The 23,657-nt window shown below is 56.2% G+C and carries 24 protein-coding genes and 1 pseudogene; 9 read left to right on the top strand and 16 right to left on the bottom strand.

Translation table 11 applies throughout. The annotated features are described in order from the left end of the window. Nucleotides 1-753: carbamate kinase (locus G5358_RS12505; protein WP_421324176.1), on the bottom strand; the 753-nt coding region annotated here is incomplete at its 3' end. A 62-nt stretch (nucleotides 754-815) separates the two neighbouring features. Beyond that, complete coding sequence (gene arcA, locus G5358_RS12500) at nucleotides 816-2,036, bottom strand: arginine deiminase (RefSeq protein WP_129504912.1); 1,221 nt, start codon at nucleotides 2,034-2,036, stop codon at nucleotides 816-818. 747 nt (nucleotides 2,037-2,783) lie between these two features. On the opposite strand from arcA, the gene G5358_RS12495 reads away from it, so the two are divergent. The 3 genes from G5358_RS12495 to G5358_RS12485 all read left to right on the top strand — a co-directional run bounded on the left by G5358_RS12495 (nucleotide 2,784) and on the right by G5358_RS12485 (nucleotide 4,075). Continuing rightward, nucleotides 2,784-2,960 carry a hypothetical protein gene (locus G5358_RS12495; RefSeq protein WP_216952272.1) on the top strand — a complete coding sequence of 59 codons (177 nt, stop codon included), beginning with the start codon at nucleotides 2,784-2,786 and terminating at the stop codon, nucleotides 2,958-2,960. A gap of 97 nt (nucleotides 2,961-3,057) precedes the next feature. Continuing rightward, nucleotides 3,058-3,705, top strand: coding sequence for an AAA family ATPase (locus tag G5358_RS12490; protein ID WP_216952274.1), 648 nt, complete (start codon nucleotides 3,058-3,060; stop codon nucleotides 3,703-3,705). Between the two features lies 1 nt (nucleotide 3,706). After that, the gene (locus tag G5358_RS12485) at nucleotides 3,707-4,075 is read left to right on the top strand and encodes a CopG family transcriptional regulator (RefSeq protein ID WP_216952276.1); all 369 of its coding nucleotides are present in this window, start codon (nucleotides 3,707-3,709) and stop codon (nucleotides 4,073-4,075) included. 735 nt (nucleotides 4,076-4,810) lie between these two features. Here G5358_RS12485 and hemN read toward each other — a convergent pair. The 4 genes from hemN to G5358_RS12465 form a co-directional block, all read right to left on the bottom strand. Beyond that, nucleotides 4,811-6,184, bottom strand: coding sequence for an oxygen-independent coproporphyrinogen III oxidase (gene hemN / locus G5358_RS12480; RefSeq protein ID WP_216979906.1), 1,374 nt, complete (start codon nucleotides 6,182-6,184; stop codon nucleotides 4,811-4,813). A 31-nt stretch (nucleotides 6,185-6,215) separates the two neighbouring features. After that, nucleotides 6,216-6,656 (bottom strand): DUF2489 domain-containing protein, encoded by a 441-nt coding sequence (locus tag G5358_RS12475; RefSeq protein ID WP_005339712.1) that lies wholly within the window; start codon nucleotides 6,654-6,656, stop codon nucleotides 6,216-6,218. A gap of 11 nt (nucleotides 6,657-6,667) precedes the next feature. Beyond that, entirely contained in the window at nucleotides 6,668-7,255 is a 588-nt protein-coding gene (gene yihI, locus G5358_RS12470) for a Der GTPase-activating protein YihI (protein WP_421324175.1), read from the bottom strand. A gap of 836 nt (nucleotides 7,256-8,091) precedes the next feature. Continuing rightward, nucleotides 8,092-8,709, bottom strand: a complete 618-nt coding sequence (locus G5358_RS12465; protein ID WP_005339710.1) for a c-type cytochrome — start codon at nucleotides 8,707-8,709, stop codon at nucleotides 8,092-8,094. 142 nt (nucleotides 8,710-8,851) lie between these two features. Here G5358_RS12465 and yihA point away from each other — a divergent pair, with 142 nt between their 5' ends. Next, nucleotides 8,852-9,508, top strand: coding sequence for a ribosome biogenesis GTP-binding protein YihA/YsxC (gene yihA, locus G5358_RS12460; RefSeq protein ID WP_323913143.1), 657 nt, complete (start codon nucleotides 8,852-8,854; stop codon nucleotides 9,506-9,508). 776 nt (nucleotides 9,509-10,284) lie between these two features. On the opposite strand, the gene G5358_RS12455 is transcribed toward yihA, so the two are convergent. The 9 genes from G5358_RS12455 to G5358_RS12415 all read right to left on the bottom strand — a co-directional run bounded on the left by G5358_RS12455 (nucleotide 10,285) and on the right by G5358_RS12415 (nucleotide 17,052). Further along, nucleotides 10,285-10,545 carry a DUF1488 domain-containing protein gene (locus G5358_RS12455; protein WP_005357522.1) on the bottom strand — a complete coding sequence of 87 codons (261 nt, stop codon included), beginning with the start codon at nucleotides 10,543-10,545 and terminating at the stop codon, nucleotides 10,285-10,287. Then, nucleotides 10,542-11,363 carry a shikimate dehydrogenase gene (gene aroE, locus G5358_RS12450; RefSeq protein WP_216952282.1) on the bottom strand — a complete coding sequence of 274 codons (822 nt, stop codon included), beginning with the start codon at nucleotides 11,361-11,363 and terminating at the stop codon, nucleotides 10,542-10,544. Before aroE ends, G5358_RS12455 begins: the two co-directional genes overlap by 4 nt. A gap of 103 nt (nucleotides 11,364-11,466) precedes the next feature. Next, entirely contained in the window at nucleotides 11,467-12,375 is a 909-nt protein-coding gene (hemF, locus tag G5358_RS12445; RefSeq protein WP_216952284.1) for an oxygen-dependent coproporphyrinogen oxidase, read from the bottom strand. A 112-nt stretch (nucleotides 12,376-12,487) separates the two neighbouring features. Further along, entirely contained in the window at nucleotides 12,488-13,048 is a 561-nt protein-coding gene (locus tag G5358_RS12440) for an L-threonylcarbamoyladenylate synthase (RefSeq protein ID WP_216952285.1), read from the bottom strand. 135 nt (nucleotides 13,049-13,183) lie between these two features. Then, nucleotides 13,184-13,687, bottom strand: coding sequence for a 5-(carboxyamino)imidazole ribonucleotide mutase (gene purE / locus G5358_RS12435; RefSeq protein ID WP_005339704.1), 504 nt, complete (start codon nucleotides 13,685-13,687; stop codon nucleotides 13,184-13,186). Between the two features lie 74 nt (nucleotides 13,688-13,761). Continuing rightward, a complete protein-coding gene (locus G5358_RS12430; protein ID WP_421324174.1) occupies nucleotides 13,762-14,319 on the bottom strand; it encodes a topoisomerase DNA-binding C4 zinc finger domain-containing protein in 558 nt (185 codons plus the stop codon). Nucleotides 14,320-14,374: 55 nt separating this feature from the next. After that, on the bottom strand, nucleotides 14,375-14,848 hold the full coding sequence (locus G5358_RS12425) for a DUF494 family protein (protein ID WP_005339699.1): 474 nt from the start codon (nucleotides 14,846-14,848) through the stop codon (nucleotides 14,375-14,377). Then, nucleotides 14,841-15,956, bottom strand: a complete 1,116-nt coding sequence (gene dprA, locus G5358_RS12420) for a DNA-processing protein DprA (RefSeq protein ID WP_421324173.1) — start codon at nucleotides 15,954-15,956, stop codon at nucleotides 14,841-14,843. The genes G5358_RS12425 and dprA overlap by 8 nt, the downstream gene beginning before the upstream one ends. 1 nt (nucleotide 15,957) lies before the next feature. Continuing rightward, a complete protein-coding gene (locus tag G5358_RS12415) occupies nucleotides 15,958-17,052 on the bottom strand; it encodes a LysM peptidoglycan-binding domain-containing protein (RefSeq protein WP_421206321.1) in 1,095 nt (364 codons plus the stop codon). Between the two features lie 108 nt (nucleotides 17,053-17,160). On the opposite strand from G5358_RS12415, the gene def reads away from it, so the two are divergent. From def to G5358_RS12390, 5 genes are all read left to right on the top strand, one after another. Then, nucleotides 17,161-17,673 carry a peptide deformylase gene (gene def / locus G5358_RS12410; RefSeq protein ID WP_005357510.1) on the top strand — a complete coding sequence of 171 codons (513 nt, stop codon included), beginning with the start codon at nucleotides 17,161-17,163 and terminating at the stop codon, nucleotides 17,671-17,673. A gap of 12 nt (nucleotides 17,674-17,685) precedes the next feature. Next, nucleotides 17,686-18,630 (top strand): methionyl-tRNA formyltransferase, encoded by a 945-nt coding sequence (fmt, locus tag G5358_RS12405; protein WP_421324172.1) that lies wholly within the window; start codon nucleotides 17,686-17,688, stop codon nucleotides 18,628-18,630. A gap of 60 nt (nucleotides 18,631-18,690) precedes the next feature. After that, nucleotides 18,691-19,983 (top strand): 16S rRNA (cytosine(967)-C(5))-methyltransferase RsmB, encoded by a 1,293-nt coding sequence (rsmB, locus tag G5358_RS12400; protein WP_216952298.1) that lies wholly within the window; start codon nucleotides 18,691-18,693, stop codon nucleotides 19,981-19,983. An 87-nt stretch (nucleotides 19,984-20,070) separates the two neighbouring features. Beyond that, nucleotides 20,071-21,447 carry a Trk system potassium transporter TrkA gene (trkA, locus tag G5358_RS12395; protein WP_005339689.1) on the top strand — a complete coding sequence of 459 codons (1,377 nt, stop codon included), beginning with the start codon at nucleotides 20,071-20,073 and terminating at the stop codon, nucleotides 21,445-21,447. Between the two features lie 96 nt (nucleotides 21,448-21,543). Further along, entirely contained in the window at nucleotides 21,544-22,986 is a 1,443-nt protein-coding gene (locus G5358_RS12390) for a TrkH family potassium uptake protein (RefSeq protein WP_216952300.1), read from the top strand. A gap of 239 nt (nucleotides 22,987-23,225) precedes the next feature. Here the strand turns inward: G5358_RS12390 and G5358_RS12385 are convergent. Then, a pseudogene (locus G5358_RS12385) lies at nucleotides 23,226-23,657 on the bottom strand (translational GTPase TypA); the annotation flags it as partial.

Raw genomic sequence — 23,657 nt, 5'->3', positions numbered from 1 at the left:
CTCGTCCGGGCTGGTGACCCGCAGCGGACGCTGGGTCGGTTTGCCCCAATCCAGATAGACGGCATCGGCATCGGTCAAGATCAGCAGGGCGTCGGCCTTGATCTGCTTGGCCAGATAGGCGGCAGACATGTCCTTATCGATGACGGCTTCGATACCGGTCAGGCTCTGGCCATCCCAGGTCACAGGGATGCCGCCACCACCGGTACAGATGATGAGGTGGCCTTGGGCAATCAGGGTTTCGATGGCGTCGCCTTCGACTATGCGCTGGGGCAGCGGGGACGGCACTACGCGGCGGAAGAACTTGCCGTCAGCCTTGACCACCCAGTGCTTCTCTTCTGCCAGGGTGCGGGCTTCAGCCTCTTCATAGACGGGGCCGATAAATTTGGTCGGGTTGGCGAATGCCGGATCCTTGGGATCGACCTGCACCTGAGTCAGCAGCGCGGTGACGTTGCGGCTCGGCATCAGGTTTTTCAGCTCCTGGATCAGCATGTAGCCGATCATGCCCTGGGACTCGGCACCCAGCACATCCAGCGGATAGGGGGATACCTTGGTGTAGGCGCTGTTTTGCAGGGCCAGCAGGCCGACTTGCGGGCCGTTGCCATGCACCAGCACCACGCTGTACTCCTGAGCGATCAGGGCGATGGTCTTGGCGGCAGTTGCGATGTTCTTGCGCTGGATATCCGCTTCCAGTGGCTCACCACGACGGAGCAGTGCATTGCCACCCAGAGCGACGACGACAGTTGGTTTTTTCATAGTGGTTAATCTCGAGTTTGGTTCTGTGTGGCGCCAGCTTCTGCCGGCGCCACGCCGTCTCATCAGATGCTGTCGCGTTCCATCGGGCAGCTCATGCAGCGGGCGCCGCCGCGGCCACGGCCCAGTTCATCACCCGGGATGGAGAGAACTGTGATGCCGGCTTTGTCATACTTCTCGTTGGTGTAGGTATTGCGCTCGTAACCCACCACCACGCCGGGACGTACGGTCAGTACGTTGTTGGCGTCGTTCCACTGCTCGCGTTCGGCTTCGAAGCTGTCACCGCCAGTGGTGATGATCTTCAGCTGATCCACGCCCAGTGCTTTCTCGATAGCGGTGACGAAGTAACCCTCTTCCTTGATGTTCATGCCGGTGGCGCCGCCCGGAGTCAGACTCCAGCACTGCACGTCCTTGCGAATCACTTCCGGATAGACGGAGAAGGTATCGACATCCATATGGGTCATGACAGTATCCAGGTGCATGCAGCTGCGGTGTTTCGGCAGCTCCATGGCGATGACCTGCTTGGCCTGACCGTGTTTGAACAGGCTGCGGGCCAGGTGCTCGACACCTTGCGGGGTGGTGCGCTCGGACATGCCGATCAGCACGGCGCCACGGCCGATAACCAGTACGTCGCCACCCTCGATGGTGGAGTTGTCGTAGTCGCGATCTTCATCACCGAAGTACTTGATGAAGTCCTGACCGGCAAACATCGGGTGCCAGCGATAGATGGCCTTCACATGATTGGTTTCGCGGCGACGAGCCGGCTTGGCCATCGGGTTGATGGAAACGCCGCCATAAACCCAGCAGGAGGTGTCACGAGTGAAGAGGTGGTTGGGCAGCGGCTCGATGATAAAATCGGTCGGAGCGTGCATGCCCACTACCATGTTGACACCGCTGTAGGGCATCTCGGAGTAAGTCAGGCCGCCGGAGAGAATGCGGGCCAGTTCGCGGTGCGGCATGTCAGCCAGGAAGCAGCGCACGTCGTTGGCAAAAGAAGAGCCGAGGCGGTAGTCGGAGACCTGATGTTGCAACAGCCAGGTTTTGGCTTCCGGCACATCAAGTGTTTCAGCCAGCAGATTGGTCAGCAGGAAAACTTCGACATTCTGATCGCGCAGTACCTGAGCGAATTTGTCGTGCTCCTGACCGGCGCGTTCAACAGACAGGACGTCATCGAACAGCAGATCCTGGCAGTTGGAAGGAGTCAGACGCTTCAGACTGAGGTTGGGGCGGTGCAACATGACACGGCGCAATTGGCCAACTTCAGAACCTACATAAAATTTGCTCATGATTATATTCCGTCTAGCAGTGGTCCCTGCGAGTGATTGAATAGATTCCTTCTATTCATGCTCGTGGCTAAGGCGGGATATTCTTTATGTAGGGTAATCGGCTTATGTTCTATCCTGCCCTTGCCTTTCGAGACCGAGGTTAGCCCTGCTAATCACGACAAACTTAGACATTGATCACATTCACTTTGAACTGAATATATTCACCTTTCAATCTATGACTCCAGTAGCAATTTACGCATTTTCCTCCCAGCAAACCCTGAATCTTCATGCAAAACCACCCCGATATATTTCAGGTTGATTCAACTTTTATTCATGCCAACTCACTGGAAAGATTAAAAGAAAAAACAAAAAAACATTAAAAAACAATGAAATGGGCGACAACTAAAATAATATCTGAATATTACTACCTGTGTATTGAATACATCGCCGTAACGAGAGGAACGCGGGAGAAATAAATACTCACATCGACCACATTCACTGCATAAATCTTTTCTTGTTCCAGATCATGGCATTGATGCCAACCCCATCAGGCCCAGCCTCATAAGTCACCACCTCTTTTTGCGGTTCAACTTAATATGCACAAAGTCCGCATCAAGGTGGGCAGCCATCCTCGTCGGTCACCACAACGCCTTTTGATACTTTTTTCATTAATTGAATTTATTCACCTCACCTTGCGCTGGCGCCAACCTCGACTTAACTCAGAAAGTGATCCGGATCACACAGGAATGGCACTACCAAGGAGTTGTTATGAAGATGAAACCCATGCTGTTGCTCGCGACTTTGCTGCTCTCTGCGCTCCCCACCCTCAGTCAGGCTGAAGGAGCCCCTGCCATACCCATGGTGGTATGCCATGTCGACAAGACCCCCCAGATGCTGGTGCCCGACTATGTCTGCCGCTGGCATGGCGGCAGTGTTCACTATTAACCTGCAGAACGAGAGGAGCATCACTCCTCTCGCCTTGTGATGAGCCAACCCCCTCCTATACTGAAATCAACGGTTTTCTCATGGATAGGGGAACGTCATGATCTTGTTGGTCGGTGGGGAGAAGGGTGGCAGTGGCAAGAGCTGCCTGGCGCAAAATCTGGCGGTCTACCTCAGATCCCAATTTCAGGGAGAGGTGTTACTGGTCGACTGCGACCCGCAACGCACTACCTCGGACTGGATTCAGGAACGCAATGACAACCCGGATCTGCCACAAATCAACTGCGTTCAGCTCTATGGCAATATTCGCAACGATCTGCTTAGCCTGAAAAATCGCTATGACTACGTCATCGTCGATTGCGGCGGGCAAGACAACCGGGCACTGCGCTCCACCATGGCTGTCGCCACCCACGCCCTGATCCCCTTGCGCCCGAAACGCCGCGACCTCAAGACCCTACCCCACATGGAAGATCTGATCACCACCTGCAAGATGGTCAATCCGACCCTCAATGCAGCCGTTGTATTGACCCAATGTCCATCTTTGCCCAATCAGGTAAAGCGGATTCTCGAGGCCAAAGAGGTATGTGCCTCGTTCGGAGTCGACGTACTGAATTCCATCACCTATGGCCGCAACGTCTACGACGATAGTGAGGAAAAGGGATTATCGGTGATGGAGATAGAACCGGATGGCAAATCTGCCGAAGAGATCCGGGCCATCGCCAAAGAGTTCCTGAAAGTGGGGGTATGAGATGGGCTTGGCGGACCTGAAGAAAAAGCATCAGCTGCATCACCAGAAGAAGTTCACTGTCGATGAATTTATCGAAGATGCTGAGTTCTACGCCAAGGGTAAACCCAAGGTTGTCAGCCTTGAGTTGAGTCTGCATAGGGATGAAGCCTTGTCGGCACTGGCCTTTATCGAGAGTGGTGAGCATCTGAAGCCCAGCTTTAAAAAAGCGACCTTCTCCATGAGTACAGTGGCCATCGATGAGCTGGGTAATCTGACCCAACAAGACGGCATGAACAAGTCCCTGCTACTGCGCCTCTTTACCCACTACTTCTCTTCGCTCACCCCTGAAGAGCGCCAGACCATCTATGAGCGCCTCAACCAGCACCTATAAATACCCCATTCACTGCTCTTTTCCTGCCGTCACACCCACATTGGGTGATCACCATCAGAGCACAGAATCTGTTTCCAAAGTAACCAAAATCCCGTGTAAGAGATCTGCCATTACACATGTAAGTAAACAGCCTAAAAGATCCTCGAGATAATCGGAAAATAGGATCTTAAAACGTGAAGGCGATTAACTTAAGTAGCTGTTTATAAATGAATAAATCGAAGATCACCACTTTCGAAACAGCTAATAGAAAAAACGTTTTCCATTCTGACGTTGTAGCCGGTTAGAAAATCCTTATAGTTACTCATGCACGGACGCAATGAAGTCGGTCAGGAAGACTGGCTGCCAGGGTTGGGCAAATGGACTCACCACAGGATGTGGTAAAGGACACCTCCCGGGACGGAGAAAGTGCGACGGGACAGGATGACTCGTCAGGCCAAGATGGCTAAAGGACACCCCAAAGGATTGGGAAGGGGAAACCTAAAGGAAGAGGTAAACAGTCAGGGATTGCAGGGAGCAACTTCGTTCAAGGATCTGAGCGATACGACTACCGGGGGCGACGCAAGTCGCCCCCATCTTTTTATCTGCATTTCACCGTCCCCTTGCTTGGCTCTCAATTGCTTGCCTCAGCGCAGAGACTTCTTACCAGAACCTTTCCGACCCGCTGCTTAAGCAAAAATACATATGAAAAGGGCGCCACGATGGCGCCCTTTTCTGTTTTCTAATCGGCAAACAAGCTTATATCACGCGAGAGAACTGTTGCTGGCGCGCCTTGTTGCGCAAGTACACGTCGAAACACATGCAGATATTGCGGATCAGCAGCTGCCCCGTGGAGGAGACCTCCAGACCATCCTCCGTCATACGCACCAATCCATCGTTGATGAAGGTCTGCAGCAGCTTGAGATCGTCGGCAAAATACTCTCTGAAATTGAGACCGTGCGCCTGCTCGACAGACGCAAAGTTCAGACGGAAATCACAGATAAGCCGCTTGATCACCTCACGGCGGATCAGGTCATCCTGATTGAGCGAGCAGCCTTTCCACTGGGCATGACCCAGCTCTGCAACCTGTGCGTAATATGCCTTGAGCTCTTTCTGGTTCTGGGAATAGGCATCACCGATCATGCTGATGGAGGAGACACCCAGCCCCAGCAGATCGCAATCACCTTGAGTGGTATAACCCTGGAAGTTGCGGTGCAGCTTGCCCTCGCGCTGCGCCACTGCCAGCTCGTCATCGGGTTTGGCAAAATGGTCCATGCCGATGAACTGGTAACCCTGGCCAGTGAGGAAGGCAATGGTGTCCTGCAGCATGGCCAGCTTCTCCTGCGGCGCAGGCATATCAACCTCTTTCAACTTGCGCTGGGCAGCAAAGCGACTCGGCAGATGGGCATAGTTGAAGATGGAGAGGCGCGCCGGATCCGTCTTGAGCACCTCTTCCAGCGTATGGTGGAAGCTGACACGATCCTGATGCGGCAGGCCATAGATAAGGTCTAGGTTGGTCGAGCGGAAGCCTAGTTCACGGGCCCGTTCCAACATGGCTTTAATAAAGTCGTTGTCCTGCTCGCGGTTGACTGCGACCTGTACATCCTTGTTGAAGTCCTGCACCCCAAGGCTGATGCGGTTGAAGCCGACATCTCGCAACACATCCAGCATGGTAATGGCAATCTCGCGCGGATCGACCTCGATGCTGAACTCCCCCTCTTCGGCGAAATGGAAGTGCTCACGCAGCATGGCCATCAGACGGCGCGTTTGCGCTTCATCCAGATAGGTGGGTGTACCGCCACCCCAGTGCAGCTGGGTGACCAGACGATGCTTGAAGAACGGGGCTTGCGCCTTGATCTCCTGCTCCAGGTAGTCGAGGTACTCGTCAGCCTTGTGCTGATGACGGGTAATGACCTTGTTGCAGCCGCAGTAGTAGCAGAGCTTGTGACAGAAAGGGATATGCACGTAGAGCGACAGATTGCGCTCGGGATACTGGCCAGCAGCGTGGACAAAATCCGGATAGCCGAAGCTCTCGTTGAACTCCAGCGCAGTGGGATAAGAGGTGTATCGCGGGCCACTGTAGTTATATTTTTCGATCAGGGCCTGATCCCACACAATCTGTTCTGCTTGCACGCTCGCTTCCTCTCTTGTTGTTATTGTTGGCTCACCGACCTAACTGAAAATCCTTCAGCTGGGCCACATCCTTGAGGATCTGAGCCTCCAGCTCGGCCTCGTAGCCGCTGCGTTCGAGATCCATCTTCATCACTTCATTGCGCTTGAGGGCACGTCTGGCCTCATGAGTCGGCATATCTTTCACCTTCTCATACAGCCCGTACAGACCCGGGAACTCGGCAACAAACGCCCGTCCCCCCTTGATCTGCAACGCATCCAGCAGATTGGTCAGCCGAATGGCGCCTTCGGAGTAATCACACTGCCCCTCCTGCACCGCATGAGCAATGACCCGCACGCTCTCCAAAATTCGTTCATTGCGAGCGGTAATCGCCTGCCACTGCATCGCTTGCTGTCGTCTCAGCCTGGCCAGCAGCATGCCTGCATAGATGGCCAATCCTGACAAAATCAGGCCGCCCAACAGGGCGGCCAGCATCCATCCACTCATCACTTTTTCTTCGGCTCAGGCTTGGGTTCCGGCTTGAAATCGACCTGGTTGAAACGGTCCCACAACTCCTCTTCGGAGGCTGGTTTCTGCTCGTCGAACTCGGCGTCATCGCCATCATCAAACGGCAGCTCGTCATCTTCATCATCGTCGTTGTCGATGATGCCCAGCTCATCCATCAGGTCCTGATAACGGTCGACACGCTGATCAACCCAGGCCTGCTCGGCCGCTTCCAGGGTTTCACCGGCATCAAGACGATCCAGCAGATCATTCAAGCGGTCATCGTTTTCGATGGACGCCAGCTCCTGCTTGGGCGTCATCACCAGCGTCTTCTCTTTCACCGCCTTGGGGGCTGTCGGCTTCTTCTGTTTGTCATCCACCACCAGTACCACCGGCTTGCGGGAACCGATACGCGGATCTTTGGACTGGCTGTTGCCAGACTTGCTCTTCGGCTGTTCAACTTGCTGACGAGAACCAGCCTTCAGGCCCTTGCGCTTGGCAGCCCGTTTACGCTCACGGCCTTCCTGAGCACTGACATCAGATTCTTTGCGCTTGCCAGTAGGCTTGCGAGTGGGTTGTTTGGCAGACATGAATGGCTAACTCCGAAAATAACTGGTTTGACCCGTACCCGGGATGATCTAACCCGGTGGGATACGATGCGAGGAACAGTAAGGCTGGAACAAGAGCAGGATCCCGCACCAATCAGGCCCAATCAGGCCACTGAACACCGCAGGATCGGTATCCTCTGGGCATGTTGCTGGTATTTTGACACAGAATGGCTAATCGGGTTAATGACCCAAAAGAAAAAAGGCAGCCGAAGCTGCCTTGATATGTTCATGCGTGCGCCATCCTGAATGGCAAAACAGTCTGTTTCGTCCTCTCCATGACAACTTGTCGCCGCATCATATCGTTGTGTGGTCATCCTGACCTTATATTGGTCGTTCCTGAATGTGCGTGTGCCTGTTTGACCCGTCTCGACCGCATCCTGCCATCGTGCCGGGGAGTCTGCATCCCGCAACCCCATCCCGCTCCGGAGATGGTCACCATCCTGATCCTTCAATCCTTTGCCAGCTCATCCGAGCCCATGGCATCCCGCCACGCCAGCCATCCTCTGCTCACAACACCCTGTCGTGAAACCGTCACCCAATCCGTGGGTGAATCCATTAAGCCTACTGTACCAACTCTATAAAGCGGCTCAATCCACTCAAAACATTCTCAACATGTCGAAAAATATCAATATTTACATAATTCACTGATAAATAATGATTATTTAATATTTTATGCAATTTTATGAGCCTTGGCCTGCCTTGAGAATGGGAGATCTCTTACAGAACGGGGGGATTAAACCGAGAATTATCTGAAAGCCATAAAAACAACAGGGAGCCCAGGCTCCCCGTTTCAACTCAAATCGACCGTATCGACTATATCAGTGCAGACCCGCCACATATTTGGAGAGGGCTTCGATATCCTGATCAGTCAGTTTCTTGGCAACATCCCGCATCATGCCATTCGGATCGTTGTCACGCGTCCCGGCACGGAATGCGGTGAGCTGAGCCTTGATATAGGCAGGATGCTGGCCGGACAGGTTGGGATACTTCGCCTGTTCGACACCCGAGCCACGAGGACCATGGCAAGCCGTACAAGCTGCCAGACCGCGACTCATGTCACCACCCATATAGAGAGCCTTGCCCGCTTCGACCACGTCGTCAGGGACAGCGATAGGGGTAACCTTCAGGCTGGAGAAATAAGCCGCCAGGTCATCCATGTCCTGTTCCGACAAAGGTAACGCCATCGGCCCCATCACTGGCGCAACCCGGCCAATTTGACCAGAAGCGGCAGCCTTCAGTTCAACTAACTGCTTTTTGATATATGATGCGTGCTGACCAGCAATTTTGGGGTACATATCAACCAGGCTGTTTCCGTCCGGTCCATGACAAGCCGCACAAACGGCAGCCTTGGTCTGTCCCGCAGCGGCATCGCCCTTGGCTTGTGCCATCCCCGTTACGCCAACCATCAGAGCAAGAGTAATGACTAGGTTCTTCATGGCGTTCCAACTTTTCGTTATTAGGCTTCCAGATCCCATGCCGCTGAAGGCATGTTAAAATAAACGCGTTTAAGCGACGCTATTTTACACCATTTTACAAAAAAGTAACTCTATAACCCTCTATCTCCATGGGGAATTTACGTTGGAAACACAAACTCTGAATTTCAATAAGGTGCATTTTGTGACCAGCGCACCCGACATCCGTCACCTGCCAAATGATGGGGGTGTCGAGATCGCGTTTGCCGGCCGTTCCAACGCCGGTAAGTCATCTGCATTGAACACCTTAACCAAACACAAGAACCTGGCGCGCACCAGTAAGACACCCGGTCGTACCCAGCTGATCAACCTGTTTGAGCTGGAACCGGGCAAGCGTCTGGTCGACTTGCCGGGTTATGGTTATGCGCAAGTTCCGCTGGAAATGAAGCTCAAGTGGCAAAAGTCACTGGCAGAGTATCTGCAGCGCCGTGAGTCATTGAAAGGTCTGGTGATCCTGATGGACATCCGCCACCCGCTCAAAGATACCGACATGAACATGCTGGAGTGGAGCTCACACCGTCAGCTGCCCGTCATGCTGCTGCTGACCAAGGCTGACAAATTGAGCCCCGGCCCGCGCAACAACCAGGTGATCAAGGTGCGCCAGGCCGTTGCCAACCTCGGTTCCCAGATCCAGGTCGAAGCGTTCTCCTCCCTCACCAATATCGGTGTGGAGAAGCTGGCGCAAACCCTGACCGAATGGTACGTCAGTGGTGACGATACCGACCTGCTGGACGCTGACGAACAGCAACCTGCCGAGGAGTAATCTACTCCTCGCTCTCCTTGCAATTGGCGGAGCACTCCTCCGCTGATTGAAAGGGTTTCAGATTACTGCTTTCACCTGCCTCACGACAAATACCCCTCATTCGCCTCCCCTGCTATATCCAATACCGCTTAAAGTTCATATAGATAAGCAGTTAATTCACGAGAGGAATTAACCTCTAAAGACGTTGAGAGCGTTTTCAAATTCGTTCTTTCAAAACGAACAAGAATCACAAAAAGAGACAAAAATGAAATTTAATTACAAAACCTAACCGAAAGGGATAAAAATGAGGCCGGACGACAGTGATGCCATCCAGCCTGAAATAATAAGTTCAAAAAATTGGGAAGAAGCTGAATCTTGAGTACCAGACGACAGGTATTCCTCAAGAAGCAGCCTCATTCTATCAAATGCATCGCCAATTTAAAGCATTTACTCTAAATGATGCGCATAAAAAAACACCCCGACGAGAACCTCATCGGGGCAGCTATTCAGCCACATTCAATTACGTGAAATAAAAGGTCTGAAAGATAGAACATCTTACCTCTGTACCCTACGCAGACAACTGTACAGCAAAGCAGCAGAAAGTGAAAGTAATTTATGTAATTTAGTTTCACAACTTACAGATTAAGAAAAAATCTTTTATTTTCATATAGATAAAAAAATCCCCAGTACGAATACCGGGGAGTTATAAAGGTGACTAGCTAGCACTTCCTCAACTATCTAGTTAGTCAGCGCCATTTCAAAGTAGTTCCGCTACAAAACAAAAAAACTTTAAAAAATCAGAGGTAGATAGCGCCATCCTCAGCAAACTCTTGTTCTTCAATGAGTTTTTCAGCCATGTCTTCAATATCAAAACGTACACTTTCGAAGGCTCTGACGATGTCATCCTCTCTCGTCAGCGCCAGACCTGTCATTCTCTCCAGTCGCCGATGGCTGATGTAACAATCTATCAGCGCCCCCATCTGCTGGGCAGGAAAACGCACCCGCTGTTCGTCAGCCTGCCACTCCATCAGGTCGGGAAACAGAATACCCTGGTTCATATCACCCCCAAGTTACGCTTCAACTCTCTCAATACCTGTTTAGTCCCGGGACGAATTCCGCGCCACACGGTAAACGCTTCGGCGGCCTGTTCCACCAGCATGCCGAGTCCATCCATGGTTTGACGAGCCCCATGCTGTTTGGCCCAACTGATAAAAGCCGTATCCGAGGCGCCATACATCATGTCGTAGATGGCAATATCAGTGTGGATCAGGGCTGGGGCCAACGGCGGCAGCTCTCCTTGCAGGCTGGCGGAGGTAGAGTTGATGACGAGATCGAATGGCCCTGCCAACTGCTCATAGGTCTGAGCAGTCACAGGCCCCAGATCGTGGAATTCGGCAGCCAACTGTTGCGCTTTTGTGTGGGTACGGTTGGCGATCACCAGCTCGCTCGGCAACTCAGCCAGCAGCGGCGCCAATGCACCGCGAGCAGCGCCACCGGCACCCAGCAGCAGGATCCGGCTATCCGCCAGCGTCACACCATGGGACTTGAGATCGGCGACCAATCCGGCGCCATCGGTATTATCCCCCAGCAACACGCCATCATTGGTCAGCTTGATGGTATTGACCGCGCCCGCCCGCTTGGCCCTTGGGCTCAACCGATCAACCAGCGCGAATGCCTGCTCCTTGAACGGCACTGTGACGTTGCAGCCCTTGCCCCCTTGGTCAAAGAAGGTGCACAGGGCTTGGGCAAACTCGTCGACGGCGGGTTCAGCCAGCCCATACTCCAGCTCTTGCTGGGTTTGTCTGGCAAACAGGGTGTGAATGAAGGGGGACTTGCTGTGGCGCACCGGGTGGCCAAAAACCAGATAACGATCCATCAAAGAGTTCCATCAGAGGGCAATATTCCGATTTAACGGGTTTTCACTCTCGGGAACAAGCCGAATAACGGCCAGTAAAAAGGGACCATCATGGTCCCTCGGGTCACAGCCACTCTCGCGGCGTGAGGTAATCGGTGTAGAGCAAGGCTTCAGGAGTGCCCGCCTCCGGCTGCCAGTCATACTCCCAACGTGCCAGCGGTGGCATCGACATCAGGATCGACTCGGTACGTCCGCCGGTCTGCAGCCCGAACAGGGTGCCACGGTCATACACCAGATTGAACTCCACATAACGACCGCGACGATAGAGCTGGAACTCCCGCTCCCGCTCGCCATAGGGCAGTGCCTTGCGTCGTTCAATGATCGGCAGGTAGGCATCGAGATAACCTCGACCTACCGCCTGCATAAAGGCAAAGCAGTCGGCAAAAGGCCAGCGATTCAGATCGTCGAAGAAGAGACCGCCCACCCCTCGCGTCTCGTTGCGGTGCTTGAGGAAGAAGTAGCGATCGCACCAGGATTTGAACTCTGGGTAGATCTCATCACCAAAGGGCTGGCAGAGATCATGGGAGACCTGATGCCAGTGCTGCACATCCTCGGCAAACGGGTAGAAGGGCGTCAAATCGAAGCCACCGCCAAACCACCAAATGGGCTCTTCCCCCTCTTTCTCGGCGATGAAGAAACGGACGTTGGCGTGGCTGGTAGGCACATAGGGGTTGTGCGGATGGATCACCAGCGACACGCCCATAGCCTCAAACTTGCGACCGGCCAACTCTGGCCGATGTGCTGTAGCAGAGGCAGGCATGGCATCGCCATAGACATGGGAGAAGTTGACGCCCCCCTGCTCGATCACCGCGCCGTGGCGCAGCACGCGGGTGCGTCCGCCACCACCGCCTTCACGGCTCCAGGCATCTTCCACAAAGTGTCCACTGCCATCGGCCTGCTCCAGACCACGGCAGATCTCGTCCTGCAACTGCAACAGGAAGGCCTTGACCTGGGCCACATCCGGTTTGCTCATCTTGTCTCCAGTCAGGCAGGATCGTGAACGCCCTGTCCATTTTTATAGTTAAATCAATCCGATGAGCTCACCGCTCAGCGGATTGATAGCAAATCATGACGTATCCGCCTGCTCAGGAGGGGCGAATAATGGCGCCGGTTCGGGCGTCCTTGATCTCGGATGGGTTAGCTTGACCACCCACTTCACCGGGCAGGATATAGGCTAACTTGCTTGCCAGCCGCTCACCGATATCGGCCACCCGACGGGCAGGCTCCTCACCGGTCAGGTTGGCGCTGGTAGAGACCAGCGGCTTGCCAAAGGCGCGACACAGCGCCTGCACCTGAGGATGAGCCGTCACGCGTACCGCGATGGTCTCGAACTGCCCGGTCAGCCAGGCCGGCGTCGTTGCACGGGCAGGCATGATCCAGGTAAAAGGACCAGGCCAGCTGGCTTCAACCAGAGCCAGTTGCTCACCGCTAAGCTGACTCAGATCGATGTAATCCTGCAATTGCGCCACGTCGGCAGCAATCAGGATCAACCCTTTCTCTACCGGACGCTGTTTGATGGCCAGCAGTCGCTGCACCGCCACTTCGGAGTCGGGATCACAACCCAGACCAAACACAGCCTCGGTCGCATAGGCAATCACCCCTTCCTGCTGGAGGGCGGCAACCGCCTGTTCAAATTCATTTGGCATAGGAAAAATGCGGCAGCCTGGCTGCCGCCTCGTCACTTAGTAGCAAGTTGAATCCGTATGGCGGCGACCATGGCAAAGTGACGTGTTGCTGTTGCACAGGAAAAATACGACACATCCGGATCGCCACCCGTTCACTTACTTGAGTTGAGCCTGCAGGGCGGCATCCTTGGCCATCACCTCTTCGGCATTCTTCTGGCGTTCGGCCCGAACCTTGGCCGCCAGTTCATCATCGGCTACTGCCAGCATCTGGGCTGCCAGATAACCTGCGTTCTTGGCACCGGCTTTGCCGATCGCCACGGTCGCTACCGGTACACCACCCGGCATCTGCACGGTGGAGAGCAGCGCATCCAGCCCCTTGAGCGGGCCACCATCGATGGGCACCCCGATCACAGGACGAGTCGTGATGCCGGCTACGGCACCCGCCAGATGCGCAGCCAGACCGGCAGCACAGATAAAGACCTTGCAGCCACGGGCCTCGGCATCGGTCACATACTGATGAGTCGCAGCCGGCGTGCGGTGCGCGGAGGTGACTTTGACTTCCACTGCGATATCAAATGACTTGAGCACCTCAAGGGTGGTCTGCATCACGGGGAAATCAGAATCAGAGCCCATCAATACGGCAACAAAGGGTTTATTCATGGTGGGAATTTCCTTACTCCAAGTGGGGGGTTGAAGTTCACCGAAAACGTTTCAATCCGGTTGCGGCGGCGGGATTATACCTGCTCACTTTGGTGGCCGCATTTCTTTTGCGGACAGACCCAACGCAGAGTTCCCCTCACTTTTTTCTCAACCATGATGCCCCAACCACACGCGGGGCAAGGCATGGGGATCGGCTTGTCGTTCACCACATATTTGCAATGGGGATAGCCATCACAGGAGTAAAACTGCTTGCCGTAGCGGGAGGTGCGGCTCACCAGATGACCCTTGCCGCACTCGGGGCAGAGGATCTGGGTATCATCGCTCTCCTGAAGGGATTCGATGTGCTGACAGGCCGGATACTGGGTACAACCGACAAACATACCGTAACGCCCCTTCTTGATCGCCAGCGGCTCTCCGCAATCGGGACAGGCAGAGCCTTCGAGCACCTTTTCGATGTCGCGGCCGGATGACGTCAGGGAGCGTATGTAATCACAGGCAGGATAGGCAAAACAGCCAAGAAAAGGGCCATGTTTGCCCTGGCGGATCACCAGCTCGGCCCCACACTGCGGGCACGGCTCGCGCTCGAAGGCATGTTCGTGGGCTGAAAAGAGGTGATGATCGATTTTTGACATGGGCCGCGCCTTGAAATCCAGATGGCCTGAATTCTACCAGCGCGGCACTGGACTGTCAGTGAATGACGCCGTCTGACTCATCAAACACCAGCTCTTCCATCTGCTGGTAGGCATTTTCACTACCCGGTACGTTGAACAGCACCATCATGACGACCCACTTCAGGTCATCCAGCTCGATATCCGGCTTGTCCAGCTCGAGCAGGCGCTCGATACAGATCTCACGGGTTTCGGCATTCAGCACCTGGGCCTGTTCCAGAAAGAGCAGGAAGCCGCGGCACTCGGTGCTGAGGCGTGCCAGCTCTTGCGGAGCATAGATACGCATTGAGCCTTGCGCGCTGGCGGTGACATAGACCTCCCGCTCGCTATCGTGCAGATTGGCCAGTCGCTCCAGCCAGTCGAGCGCCTTGTCGATCTCTTCTTTATCGAAACCGGCCCGGCTCAACTCGTCGGTGAGCTCATCCTGCTCGACCATCACATCTGCATCGCTGTGGATGTAGGTCTCGAAAAGGTACATCAATACATCAAACATGATTCGCCCTCCTCGCTCTGACGTATCCACCGGCTACCGCCATCACTGCACCGGCCAGCTCCAGCTCTACCAACCTGCCCAATACCACTTCGACAGGAAGCTGGGCCCGCTCGGCAACGGTATCCACGCTCGTGGTCTCATAATCTACGTTATCCAACAAATCGGCATAAGGCAATTCGCTATTATGCGGTTGCTCAGATGATGTAACCGACGGATCTGGCCGTGCGACCCACTCTGGCAGCTCTTCCACTATATCGGCCGCACTCAGCACAAGTTTGGCCCCCTGCTGAATTAATCTGTTGCACCCTATCGCCTGGGCATTTTGCGGGGCGCCGGGTACCGCAAACACTTCGCGCCCCTGTTCAAGTGCATAGCGAGCGGTGATCAGCGAACCGCTCTGCTCGGTCGCCTCCACCACCAGAGTTCCCAGCGACAGACCACTGATAATACGGTTGCGACGAGGAAAATGCTCAGCCAGCGGTCCTTTATCCGGCGCCAGCTCGGAGATAAGCAAACCACCACTCTCCAGAATCTGGCCTGCCAGCCCCTGGTGGCGTTTGGGGTAGAGGCAATCCAGCCCGGAACCCAACACGGCAAGGGTGATACCACCACAAGCCAGCGCCTGCTGATGGCAAACACCATCGATACCAAGCGCAAGGCCCGAGGTGATGGCTAACCCGCATCCAACCAGCTCGCTACAGAGGCGGGAGGCATTATCTTTGCCTGCATAGGTAGGATGGCGTGTCCCCACCATTGCCAGCTGGGGTAGCGACAGCGTAGCAAGATCGCCACGACAGTAGAGCAACAGGGGGGCCGCGGGGATTTCCCGCAACAAGGGTGGATAAATCGGGTGATCTTGCGGAATAAGGAGATTGTCAGGCAAAGCGGTCCAAGCCAGGCTCTGCTCAACCACCGGCGAGGGCCAGCGCAGTTGTTTGATCTGCTCTGACGACAGCCCCATACCGTGCAGCTGTGTTTCATCGCTCTGAAACAGGGCATCAATCGAACCGCCGATCTGCTCCAGCAGCCGAACTGCGGTTACAGGGCCGATTCCGGTAACCGCATTGAGGGTTAACCAGAGCGCCAAGCGCTCATCGGGGTAATTCACGTCAGAAGTGAGTGACCTGATAACCCGAGCTCACCATGTCCTTGCTCTGCATGATGAGGCCATAACTCAGCTTGTCATACACCTTGAACAACATGACGCGGGCAATCGCTTCAGAGGGCAGTGGTGCCTTCTGGTTGCCACTACTGTAGAACACCTTGTCGTAGACAGAGGAGAACTCCTTGTATTTCACTGCACCATTCTTGGTGACCAGCGCAGCCCCCGGACGCCGAACATCGAGCACATCGCCCGCGGAGAGTTGATCCCGAGCGCCTTTGTTAATCAAGACCACATCAAACTTGCCCCCTCCCCTGGCTTTGCTCGGCAAGTCGATGATGTAGCCAGGGGCAATCGCCGGGGCAGCCTTGGGCATAAAAACCGCAGGCATGTTCTCCTGAGGGGGCAGCTCCATAATCTTGTCACCCTGCAATACTTCACGCTGGTTATGGGTGAGAGTCACTTCGGTCCGATCACCATCCAGCAGCGCTACCGCACGAACCACGCCTGCAAAGATGGCCTCCTGACCCAAAAGCTCACCTGTCTCGCGATCCTTGTAGACCACCCCGGGATGATAGATGCCATACATCTTGCCCGGTATCAGAGCTCCCTGCACATAGAGGGTGTCCCCCTCAAGCATTCCAATGTGCTTTTCGTCTGAACCCAGCAAATAGGGCAGCATTTTCTGCTGCTGACTGTCGGCCAAAATATGGTCCGTCTGCAAAAAGGGACCTATCTCGCTGAAGGGCAGAGTAGGGATAGGATTTGCCTTGCTCTCATAACGGGTTTTCGGGCCGAGACGGATGACCTGTTTGTCCCCCTGCATCGCTTTGCCCAGCCGGGGCTCACCATTGACCCAGCTCAGGTGCAGCACGTCCCCTGGGTAGATCCAGTGCGGATTGGCAATCTGTGGATTGATGTTCCAGAGCCGGGGCCACAGCCATGGCTCAGAGAGATATTTGCCGGAGATATCCCACAGGGTATCGCCTTTTTGCACTACATAGCTTTCGGGATAACCCGCTTTCAACCTCAGCTGATCGGCCAGAGCAGCTTGGCTCATGGTCACCAGCAGGCAGGTGAGGATGGTTTGCTTCAGATACATAACACTCCCTGTTACCTCTGCGCGCAAAGTGTTGCTGTTTTTTGTCGGCGTAAATGACTAGAATTACGCCAATATTGACTGCATTTATACGAAACTAAAGAAAAAACTATGGCCATTCTAGATGTATTGCGTTTTCCCGATGAGCGCCTGCGCACCGTTGCAGCCCCTGTCGAGACCTTTACACCCGAGTTACAACAGATTGTAGATGATATGTTCGAAACCATGTACGCGGAGGAAGGCATTGGCCTGGCCGCGACTCAGGTCGACATTCACCAGCGCATCATAGTGATCGATGTCTCTGAAAACCGTGAAGATCCTCTGGTATTGATCAATCCGGAGGTCATCGAGCAGTGCGGCAGCACCGGCATTGAAGAGGGTTGCCTCTCCGTGCCCGGCAGCCGTGCTCTGGTGCCTCGCGCTGAACAGATCAAAATCCGCGCTTTGGATCGCAACGGCAAGCCGTTCGAGCTGGAAGCCGACGATCTGCTCGCCATCTGCATCCAGCATGAGATGGATCATCTGGTCGGCAAGCTGTTTGTGGATTACTTGTCCCCGCTCAAGCGCCAGCGCATTCGCCAGAAGCTGGAAAAGATGGCCCGTGAAGATCGCAAAGTCCTCTGAGGATCTGCCCCATTGAATAAGCTGAAACTGATTTTTGCCGGTACTCCCGACTTCGCCGCCCGTCACCTGGCGGCGTTGTTGTCTTCCGACCACGAGGTCGTTGCCGTTTATACCCAGCCTGACAAGCCCGCTGGCCGTGGCCAGAAGCTCACCGCCAGCCCAGTCAAAGAGCTGGCACTGGCCCACAACCTGCCGGTTTACCAACCAGCCTCTCTGCGCAAGGAAGAGGCGCAAGCCGAGCTTGCTGCACTGGGTGCCGACCTGATGGTGGTGGTGGCCTATGGTCTGATCCTGCCCAAGGTGGTACTCGATACCCCGCGGCTGGGCTGCATCAACGTCCATGGCTCCCTGCTGCCCCGCTGGCGCGGTGCCGCACCGATCCAGCGCTCTATCTGGGCGGGCGATGCCGAAACCGGCGTCACCATCATGCAGATGGATGTGGGACTGGATACCGGCGCCATGATCCGCAAGGTAAGCTGCCCCATCGCCGCCGACGAGACCTCCGCCAGCCTCTATGACAAGCTGGCCGAGCTGGGCCCGCAGGCTCTGGTCGACACCATCAATGCCATGGCCGCCGGTGAAACCGCTGCCGAGGCGCAAGATGATGCGCTGGCCAACTACGCCGAAAAGCTTTCCAAGGAAGAGGCCCGCATCGACTGGTCGATGGAGGCTGTTGCCATCGAACGCTGCATCCGCTCGTTCAACCCCTGGCCCATCAGCTGGTTTGAAGTGGCTGACCAGACCGTCAAGGTATGGCAAGCCGCCGTCATTGACAGCGACCACAGCCAACCCGCCGGCACCCTGCTCAAGGCCGACAAGCAGGGGATCGATATCGCTACCGGCAAAGGGGTACTGCGCCTGCTGACCCTGCAACCGCCCGGCAAGAAGGCGATGTCCGTTTCGGATCTGCTCAACTCTCGCCGCGACTGGTTTGAACCCGGCACGCAATTGAATTGAACTGGATTGAATTGACACAAGCGGGGCCCAGGCCCCGACTTGCGCATCTAAGGTAACTCTATGAAAACACGTGCACAGGCCGCTCTCGTTATTCAACAGGTGCTGGATCAGGGTCAATCCCTCTCCGCTGTTCTGCCTGCTGCCCAGGAGAAGGTTGCACCTCGCGATCGCGCTCTCCTGCAAGAACTCTGCTACGGCACCCTGCGCTGGCTGCCCCGCCTCGATGCGGCAGTCAACGAGATGATGGACAAGCCGCTAAAAAACAAGAGCCGCATTTTCCACTACCTCATCCTGGTCGGTCTCTATCAGCTCATCTACACCCGCATTCCGGCTCACGCCGCGGTGGCCGAGACCGTCAACGCCGTCAAACTGCTCAAGGGCACCTCCCTGCGTGGCCTCATCAACGGCGTGCTGCGCAACTTCCAGCGCAGCGCCGAAGTCATTCTGCTGCGTATCGACCGCGTTCCCAGCATTCGCCTCGGTCATCCGGAGTGGCTCACCAAGCGCCTGCGTCAGGCCTATCACGATGAGTGGGAATTCATCATGGAGGCGAACAACCAGCGCCCCCCCATGTGGATCCGCAACAACAGCCAGCGCCAGAGCCGCGATGCCATGCTGGCTCGCATGGCCGAAGCCGGCATCAATGCCGTGGCCGGTGAAGAGGGCGAGGATTGCATCCTGCTGGAGCGTCCCTGCGATGTGACCAAGCTGCCCGGCTTCGAGGTCGGTGACTGCTCGGTACAGGATGGTGCCGCACAACAGGCCGCGGCACTGCTCGACCCACAACCGGGTGAGTGGGTACTGGATGCCTGCGCGGCACCCGGTGGCAAGACTGCCCACCTGCTGGAGCGTCAGCCCAAGCTGGCTGGCGTGGTCGCCGTCGATGCCGACGAAAACCGCCTCAAGCGAGTGCAGGAGAACCTGGACCGCATCGGCCTCACCGCCAAGGTGATCCATGGCGATGCCGCGGCACCGGAACAGTGGTGGCCGGAGGGTCAGTTCGACCGCATCCTGCTGGATGCCCCCTGCTCCGCCACCGGCGTCATCCGTCGCCATCCCGACATCAAGTGGTTGCGCCGTGATCAGGACATCCGCGAGCTGGCCGAGCTGCAGCGCCGTATTCTCAATGCCCTCTGGGGCAAGCTGAAAAGCGGTGGCACCCTGCTCTACGCTACCTGCTCCGTCCTGCCGGAAGAGAACCGCGAACAGATCCGTGCCTTCCTTGCCGCGACCAAAGATGCCAAATTGGTACCGCTGCACGAACATGACACCCCGGACTGCCCGGGCCGCCAGTTCCTGCCGGGTGAAGCCGAGATGGATGGCTTCTACTACGCCAAACTGGTCAAGCTCTGAGCCGGGCATGACAAACCTCATTCGGGAGAGCCGCCAGCTCCGTTCTGGCGCTCCCCTTTACTGCCTCAACGTGAGTAGACGTTCCCTATGAAAATCATCATTTTGGGAGCCGGCCAAGTCGGCGGCACCCTGGCCGAGAACCTGGCCGGGGAGAACAACGACATCACCATCGTCGACACCGACAGCGAGCGCCTGCGCGAACTGCAGGACAAGTTTGACCTGCGGGTAGTCAACGGGCACGGCGCCCACCCCAAGGTGCTGCGCGAAGCGGGGGCTCAGGATGCCGACATGCTGGTCGCCGTCACCAACAGTGACGAGACCAACATGATCGCCTGTCAGGTGGCCTACTCCCTGTTCAACACCCCGAACAAGGTGGCGCGGATCCGCTCACCAGCCTATCTGACCGAACGGGATCGCCTGTTCCTGCCGGAATCGGTGCCGGTGGATCACCTGATCGCGCCGGAGCAGCTGGTAACCGACTATGTTCGTCGCCTGATCGAGTATCCGGGTGCCCTGCAAGTGGTTGATTTCGCTGGTGGCCGCGTCGGTCTCGTGGCGGTCAAGGCCTACTACGGTGGCCCGCTGGTAGGTAACGCCCTCTCCACCCTGCGCGAGCACATGCCCAACATCGAGACCCGGGTAGCGGCCATCTTCCGTCAGGGCCGCCCGATCCGCCCGCAAGGTACCACCATCATCGAAGCGGATGACGAGGTCTTCTTCGTCGCCGCCGCGGGCCATATCCGTGCCGTGATGTCTGAGCTGCAGCGCCTCGAGAGCCCCTACCGCCGCATCATGATCGTCGGTGGTGGCAACATCGGCGCGGGTCTCGCCCGCCAGCTGGAGAAGCGCTACAGCGTCAAGCTCATCGAGCGCAACCAGAAGCGGGCGGAGCAGCTCTCCGAACTGCTGGAGAACACCATCGTCTTCTGCGGCGATGCGGCGGATCAGGAGCTGCTGGCAGAGGAGCACATCGACCAAATCGACGTATTCATCGCCGTGACCAACGAGGATGAGGCCAACATCATGTCGGCGCTGCTCGCCAAGAAGATGGGTGCCAAGAAGACCATGGTGCTGATCCAGCGCGGCGCTTACGTGGATCTGGTGCAGGGTGGCTCCATCGATATCGCCATCTCGCCCCAACAGGCCACCATCTCGGCCCTGCTGACCCATGTGCGCCGAGCCGATATCGCCAACGTCTACAGCCTACGCCGCGGCGCTGCCGAGGCGATCGAGGCAATTGCCCACGGTGACGAGAACACCTCCAAGGTGGTCGGCAAGACGGTGGGCGAGCTCAAGCTGCCGCCGGGTACCACTATCGGTGCCGTAGTGCGCGGGGATGAGGTGCTGATCGCCCACGATCGTACCAAGATCCAGCAGGATGACCACGTGGTCATGTTCCTGGTGGACAAGAAGTACATCCCGGAAGTGGAGCGGCTGTTCCAGCCAAGCCCCTTCTTCCTGTAACGTCTTCATGCGCACAGGCTGTCAAACCAGACCCGGCTCAGCTCCTCCAAGGGGATGGTCCGGGTCTTTTGTTAATCAACGACCAGGTTATCGAACATGATCAAACTGCGTCCCATTATCTTCACCCTCGGGCTGGTGCTCTCCAAGCTGGCGCTCTTCATGTGGCTGCCCACCTTGCTGGCACTGCTCACCGGGTCAGAGGGATTTGTCGAGTTTCTCAAGTCCGTGCTGATCACCCACGGCGCCGCCCTGCTCTGCCTCCATTACGGCCGCAAGGCGGAGTTTCATCTGGGGGTGCGGGAGATGTTCCTGCTCACCACCTCGGTCTGGGTGGTTGCCTGTATCTTCGGGGCGCTGCCCTTTGTCTTCATCACCCACATCAACTTTACCGACGCCTACTTCGAGACCATGTCGGGGGTGACCACCACGGGCTCTACCGTGCTATCCGGCCTCGACAACATGGCCCACAGCATCCTGTTGTGGCGATCCATCCTACAGTGGCTGGGGGGGGTCGGCTTTATCGTGATGGCGGTTGCCGTACTGCCCTATCTCAACGTCGGCGGCATGAAGCTGTTCCAGACCGAGAGCTCGGACTGGTCAGACAAAAGCGCCCCGCGTGCCAAGACGGTCGCCAACAACATCGTTGTGGTCTATCTGGTGCTCTCCATGCTCTGCTTCATGGCCTACTGGGCCAGCGGCATGAATATGTTCGAGGCGATCAACCACGCCATGACCACCCTCAGTACCGGCGGCTACTCCACCTCCGATCAATCCATGTCCCACTTCTCCAACTCGGCACACTGGATTGGCACCCTGTTCATGTTCCTCGGCGGCCTGCCCTTTCTACTCTATGTGCAGAGCCTGAATCACAGGGACTACAGCCTGCTCAAGGATGCCCAAGTGCGCGGCTTCTTCTGGCTGGTGGTGTGGGTCACCGTCATCATGACCTTCTATCTGTGGGAGAGAGATCTGTTCGGCTTCTGGGATGCCCTGCGCATCAGCTGCTTCAACATCGTCTCGGTACTCACCACCACCGGCTATGGTCTTGGTGACTTCGGCACCTGGGGGCCGCTCGCCAGCATCGTCTTCATCGTGCTGCTGGCTCTTGGGGCCTGCTCTGGCTCCACTGCGGGCGGCCTCAAGATCTTCCGGGTACAGGTGGCCTTTGCCCTGTTCAAGAAGCAGATGCGCCAACTGATGCACCCTTCCGGCGTATTTCCCCAGAAGTACAACGGCCGGACAGTCAATGACGCCATCATCCGCTCAATGATCTCCTTCGTGCTGGCCTACTTCGCCATCATTCTGATGATAGCCGCACTGCTGGGCGCCATCGGGCTTGACCCCCTGACAGCCATATCCAGCTCCATCACCGCCGTTGCCAACGTCGGCCCGGGCATGGGCCCGGTGGTCGGCCCCAGCACCAACTTTGCCAGCCTGCCGGAATCGGCCAAATGGCTGCTGTCATTCGGCATGCTGCTGGGACGACTGGAGATCCTGACGGTCGCCGTGCTCTTCTTCCCCTCCTTCTGGCGCCAGTAACGCTCACCGTAAGCAAGCAAAAAGCCGCAGCGTTCACCCGCTGCGGCTTTTTTATCTCGTCCATCCCCACGACCTTCCCTCAACGCTCATCAGCCCCATTACCGGTGGCCTGAACGACCTCATCGGCATGGCCAGAGCGGATCACAAGCATAAAAAAACGGACCCAAACCAGAGGTTTGGGTCCGTTTATCAGTGAACCGTCAGCGGCCGCAAGGGCTGCCGAGACTCAGCACATGGCATTAACCACGGCCAGAGCGTTTGCGATCCAGCTCGGTCAGCAATTTCTTGCGGATACGGATGTTCTTAGGAGTCACTTCTACCAGTTCGTCGTTGTCGATGAACTCGAGAGCCTGTTCCAGAGTCATGCGGATCGGCGGAGTCAGCACCTGAGCTTCATCGGTACCGGAGGCACGCATGTTGGTCAGCTGTTTGCCTTTCAGGCAGTTAACAGTCAGGTCATTGGAACGGGAGTGAATACCGATTACCTGGCCTTCGTACACCTCGGTCGCGTGACCGATGAACAGACGACCGCGGTCTTGCAGACCGAACAGGGCGTAAGTCAGTGCCTTACCGGTTGCGTTGGAGATCAGCACACCGTTCTGACGCTCACCGATGCTGCCACCCTTGTGCGGACCGTAGTGGTCGAAGGTGTGGTACAGCAGACCGGTACC

The organism is Aeromonas sp. 604176 (assembly GCF_049170755.1).
GTDB classification, from domain to species: Bacteria; Pseudomonadota; Gammaproteobacteria; order Enterobacterales; family Aeromonadaceae; genus Aeromonas; species Aeromonas veronii_A.
The sequence above is the reverse complement of the archived record's forward strand: the minus strand, read 5'-3'. Positions and strand labels throughout refer to the sequence as shown.

What these genes read in the sequence shown, in the direction of transcription:
- arcA (WP_129504912.1), bottom strand. Translation starts at nt 2,036, where the DNA reads ATGAGCAAATTTTATGTAGGTTCTGAAGTTGGCCAATTGCGCCGTGTC.
- G5358_RS12495 (WP_216952272.1), top strand. Translation starts at nt 2,784, where the DNA reads ATGAAGATGAAACCCATGCTGTTGCTCGCGACTTTGCTGCTCTCTGCG.
- G5358_RS12490 (WP_216952274.1), top strand. Translation starts at nt 3,058, where the DNA reads ATGATCTTGTTGGTCGGTGGGGAGAAGGGTGGCAGTGGCAAGAGCTGC.
- G5358_RS12485 (WP_216952276.1), top strand. Translation starts at nt 3,707, where the DNA reads ATGGGCTTGGCGGACCTGAAGAAAAAGCATCAGCTGCATCACCAGAAG.
- G5358_RS12475 (WP_005339712.1), bottom strand. Translation starts at nt 6,656, where the DNA reads ATGCTGGCCGCCCTGTTGGGCGGCCTGATTTTGTCAGGATTGGCCATC.
- yihI (WP_421324175.1), bottom strand. Translation starts at nt 7,255, where the DNA reads ATGTCTGCCAAACAACCCACTCGCAAGCCTACTGGCAAGCGCAAAGAA.
- G5358_RS12465 (WP_005339710.1), bottom strand. Translation starts at nt 8,709, where the DNA reads ATGAAGAACCTAGTCATTACTCTTGCTCTGATGGTTGGCGTAACGGGG.
- G5358_RS12455 (WP_005357522.1), bottom strand. Translation starts at nt 10,545, where the DNA reads ATGAACCAGGGTATTCTGTTTCCCGACCTGATGGAGTGGCAGGCTGAC.
- aroE (WP_216952282.1), bottom strand. Translation starts at nt 11,363, where the DNA reads ATGGATCGTTATCTGGTTTTTGGCCACCCGGTGCGCCACAGCAAGTCC.
- hemF (WP_216952284.1), bottom strand. Translation starts at nt 12,375, where the DNA reads ATGAGCAAACCGGATGTGGCCCAGGTCAAGGCCTTCCTGTTGCAGTTG.
- G5358_RS12440 (WP_216952285.1), bottom strand. Translation starts at nt 13,048, where the DNA reads ATGCCAAATGAATTTGAACAGGCGGTTGCCGCCCTCCAGCAGGAAGGG.
- purE (WP_005339704.1), bottom strand. Translation starts at nt 13,687, where the DNA reads ATGAATAAACCCTTTGTTGCCGTATTGATGGGCTCTGATTCTGATTTC.
- G5358_RS12430 (WP_421324174.1), bottom strand. Translation starts at nt 14,319, where the DNA reads ATGTCAAAAATCGATCATCACCTCTTTTCAGCCCACGAACATGCCTTC.
- G5358_RS12425 (WP_005339699.1), bottom strand. Translation starts at nt 14,848, where the DNA reads ATGTTTGATGTATTGATGTACCTTTTCGAGACCTACATCCACAGCGAT.
- G5358_RS12415 (WP_421206321.1), bottom strand. Translation starts at nt 17,052, where the DNA reads ATGTATCTGAAGCAAACCATCCTCACCTGCCTGCTGGTGACCATGAGC.
- def (WP_005357510.1), top strand. Translation starts at nt 17,161, where the DNA reads ATGGCCATTCTAGATGTATTGCGTTTTCCCGATGAGCGCCTGCGCACC.
- rsmB (WP_216952298.1), top strand. Translation starts at nt 18,691, where the DNA reads ATGAAAACACGTGCACAGGCCGCTCTCGTTATTCAACAGGTGCTGGAT.
- trkA (WP_005339689.1), top strand. Translation starts at nt 20,071, where the DNA reads ATGAAAATCATCATTTTGGGAGCCGGCCAAGTCGGCGGCACCCTGGCC.
- G5358_RS12390 (WP_216952300.1), top strand. Translation starts at nt 21,544, where the DNA reads ATGATCAAACTGCGTCCCATTATCTTCACCCTCGGGCTGGTGCTCTCC.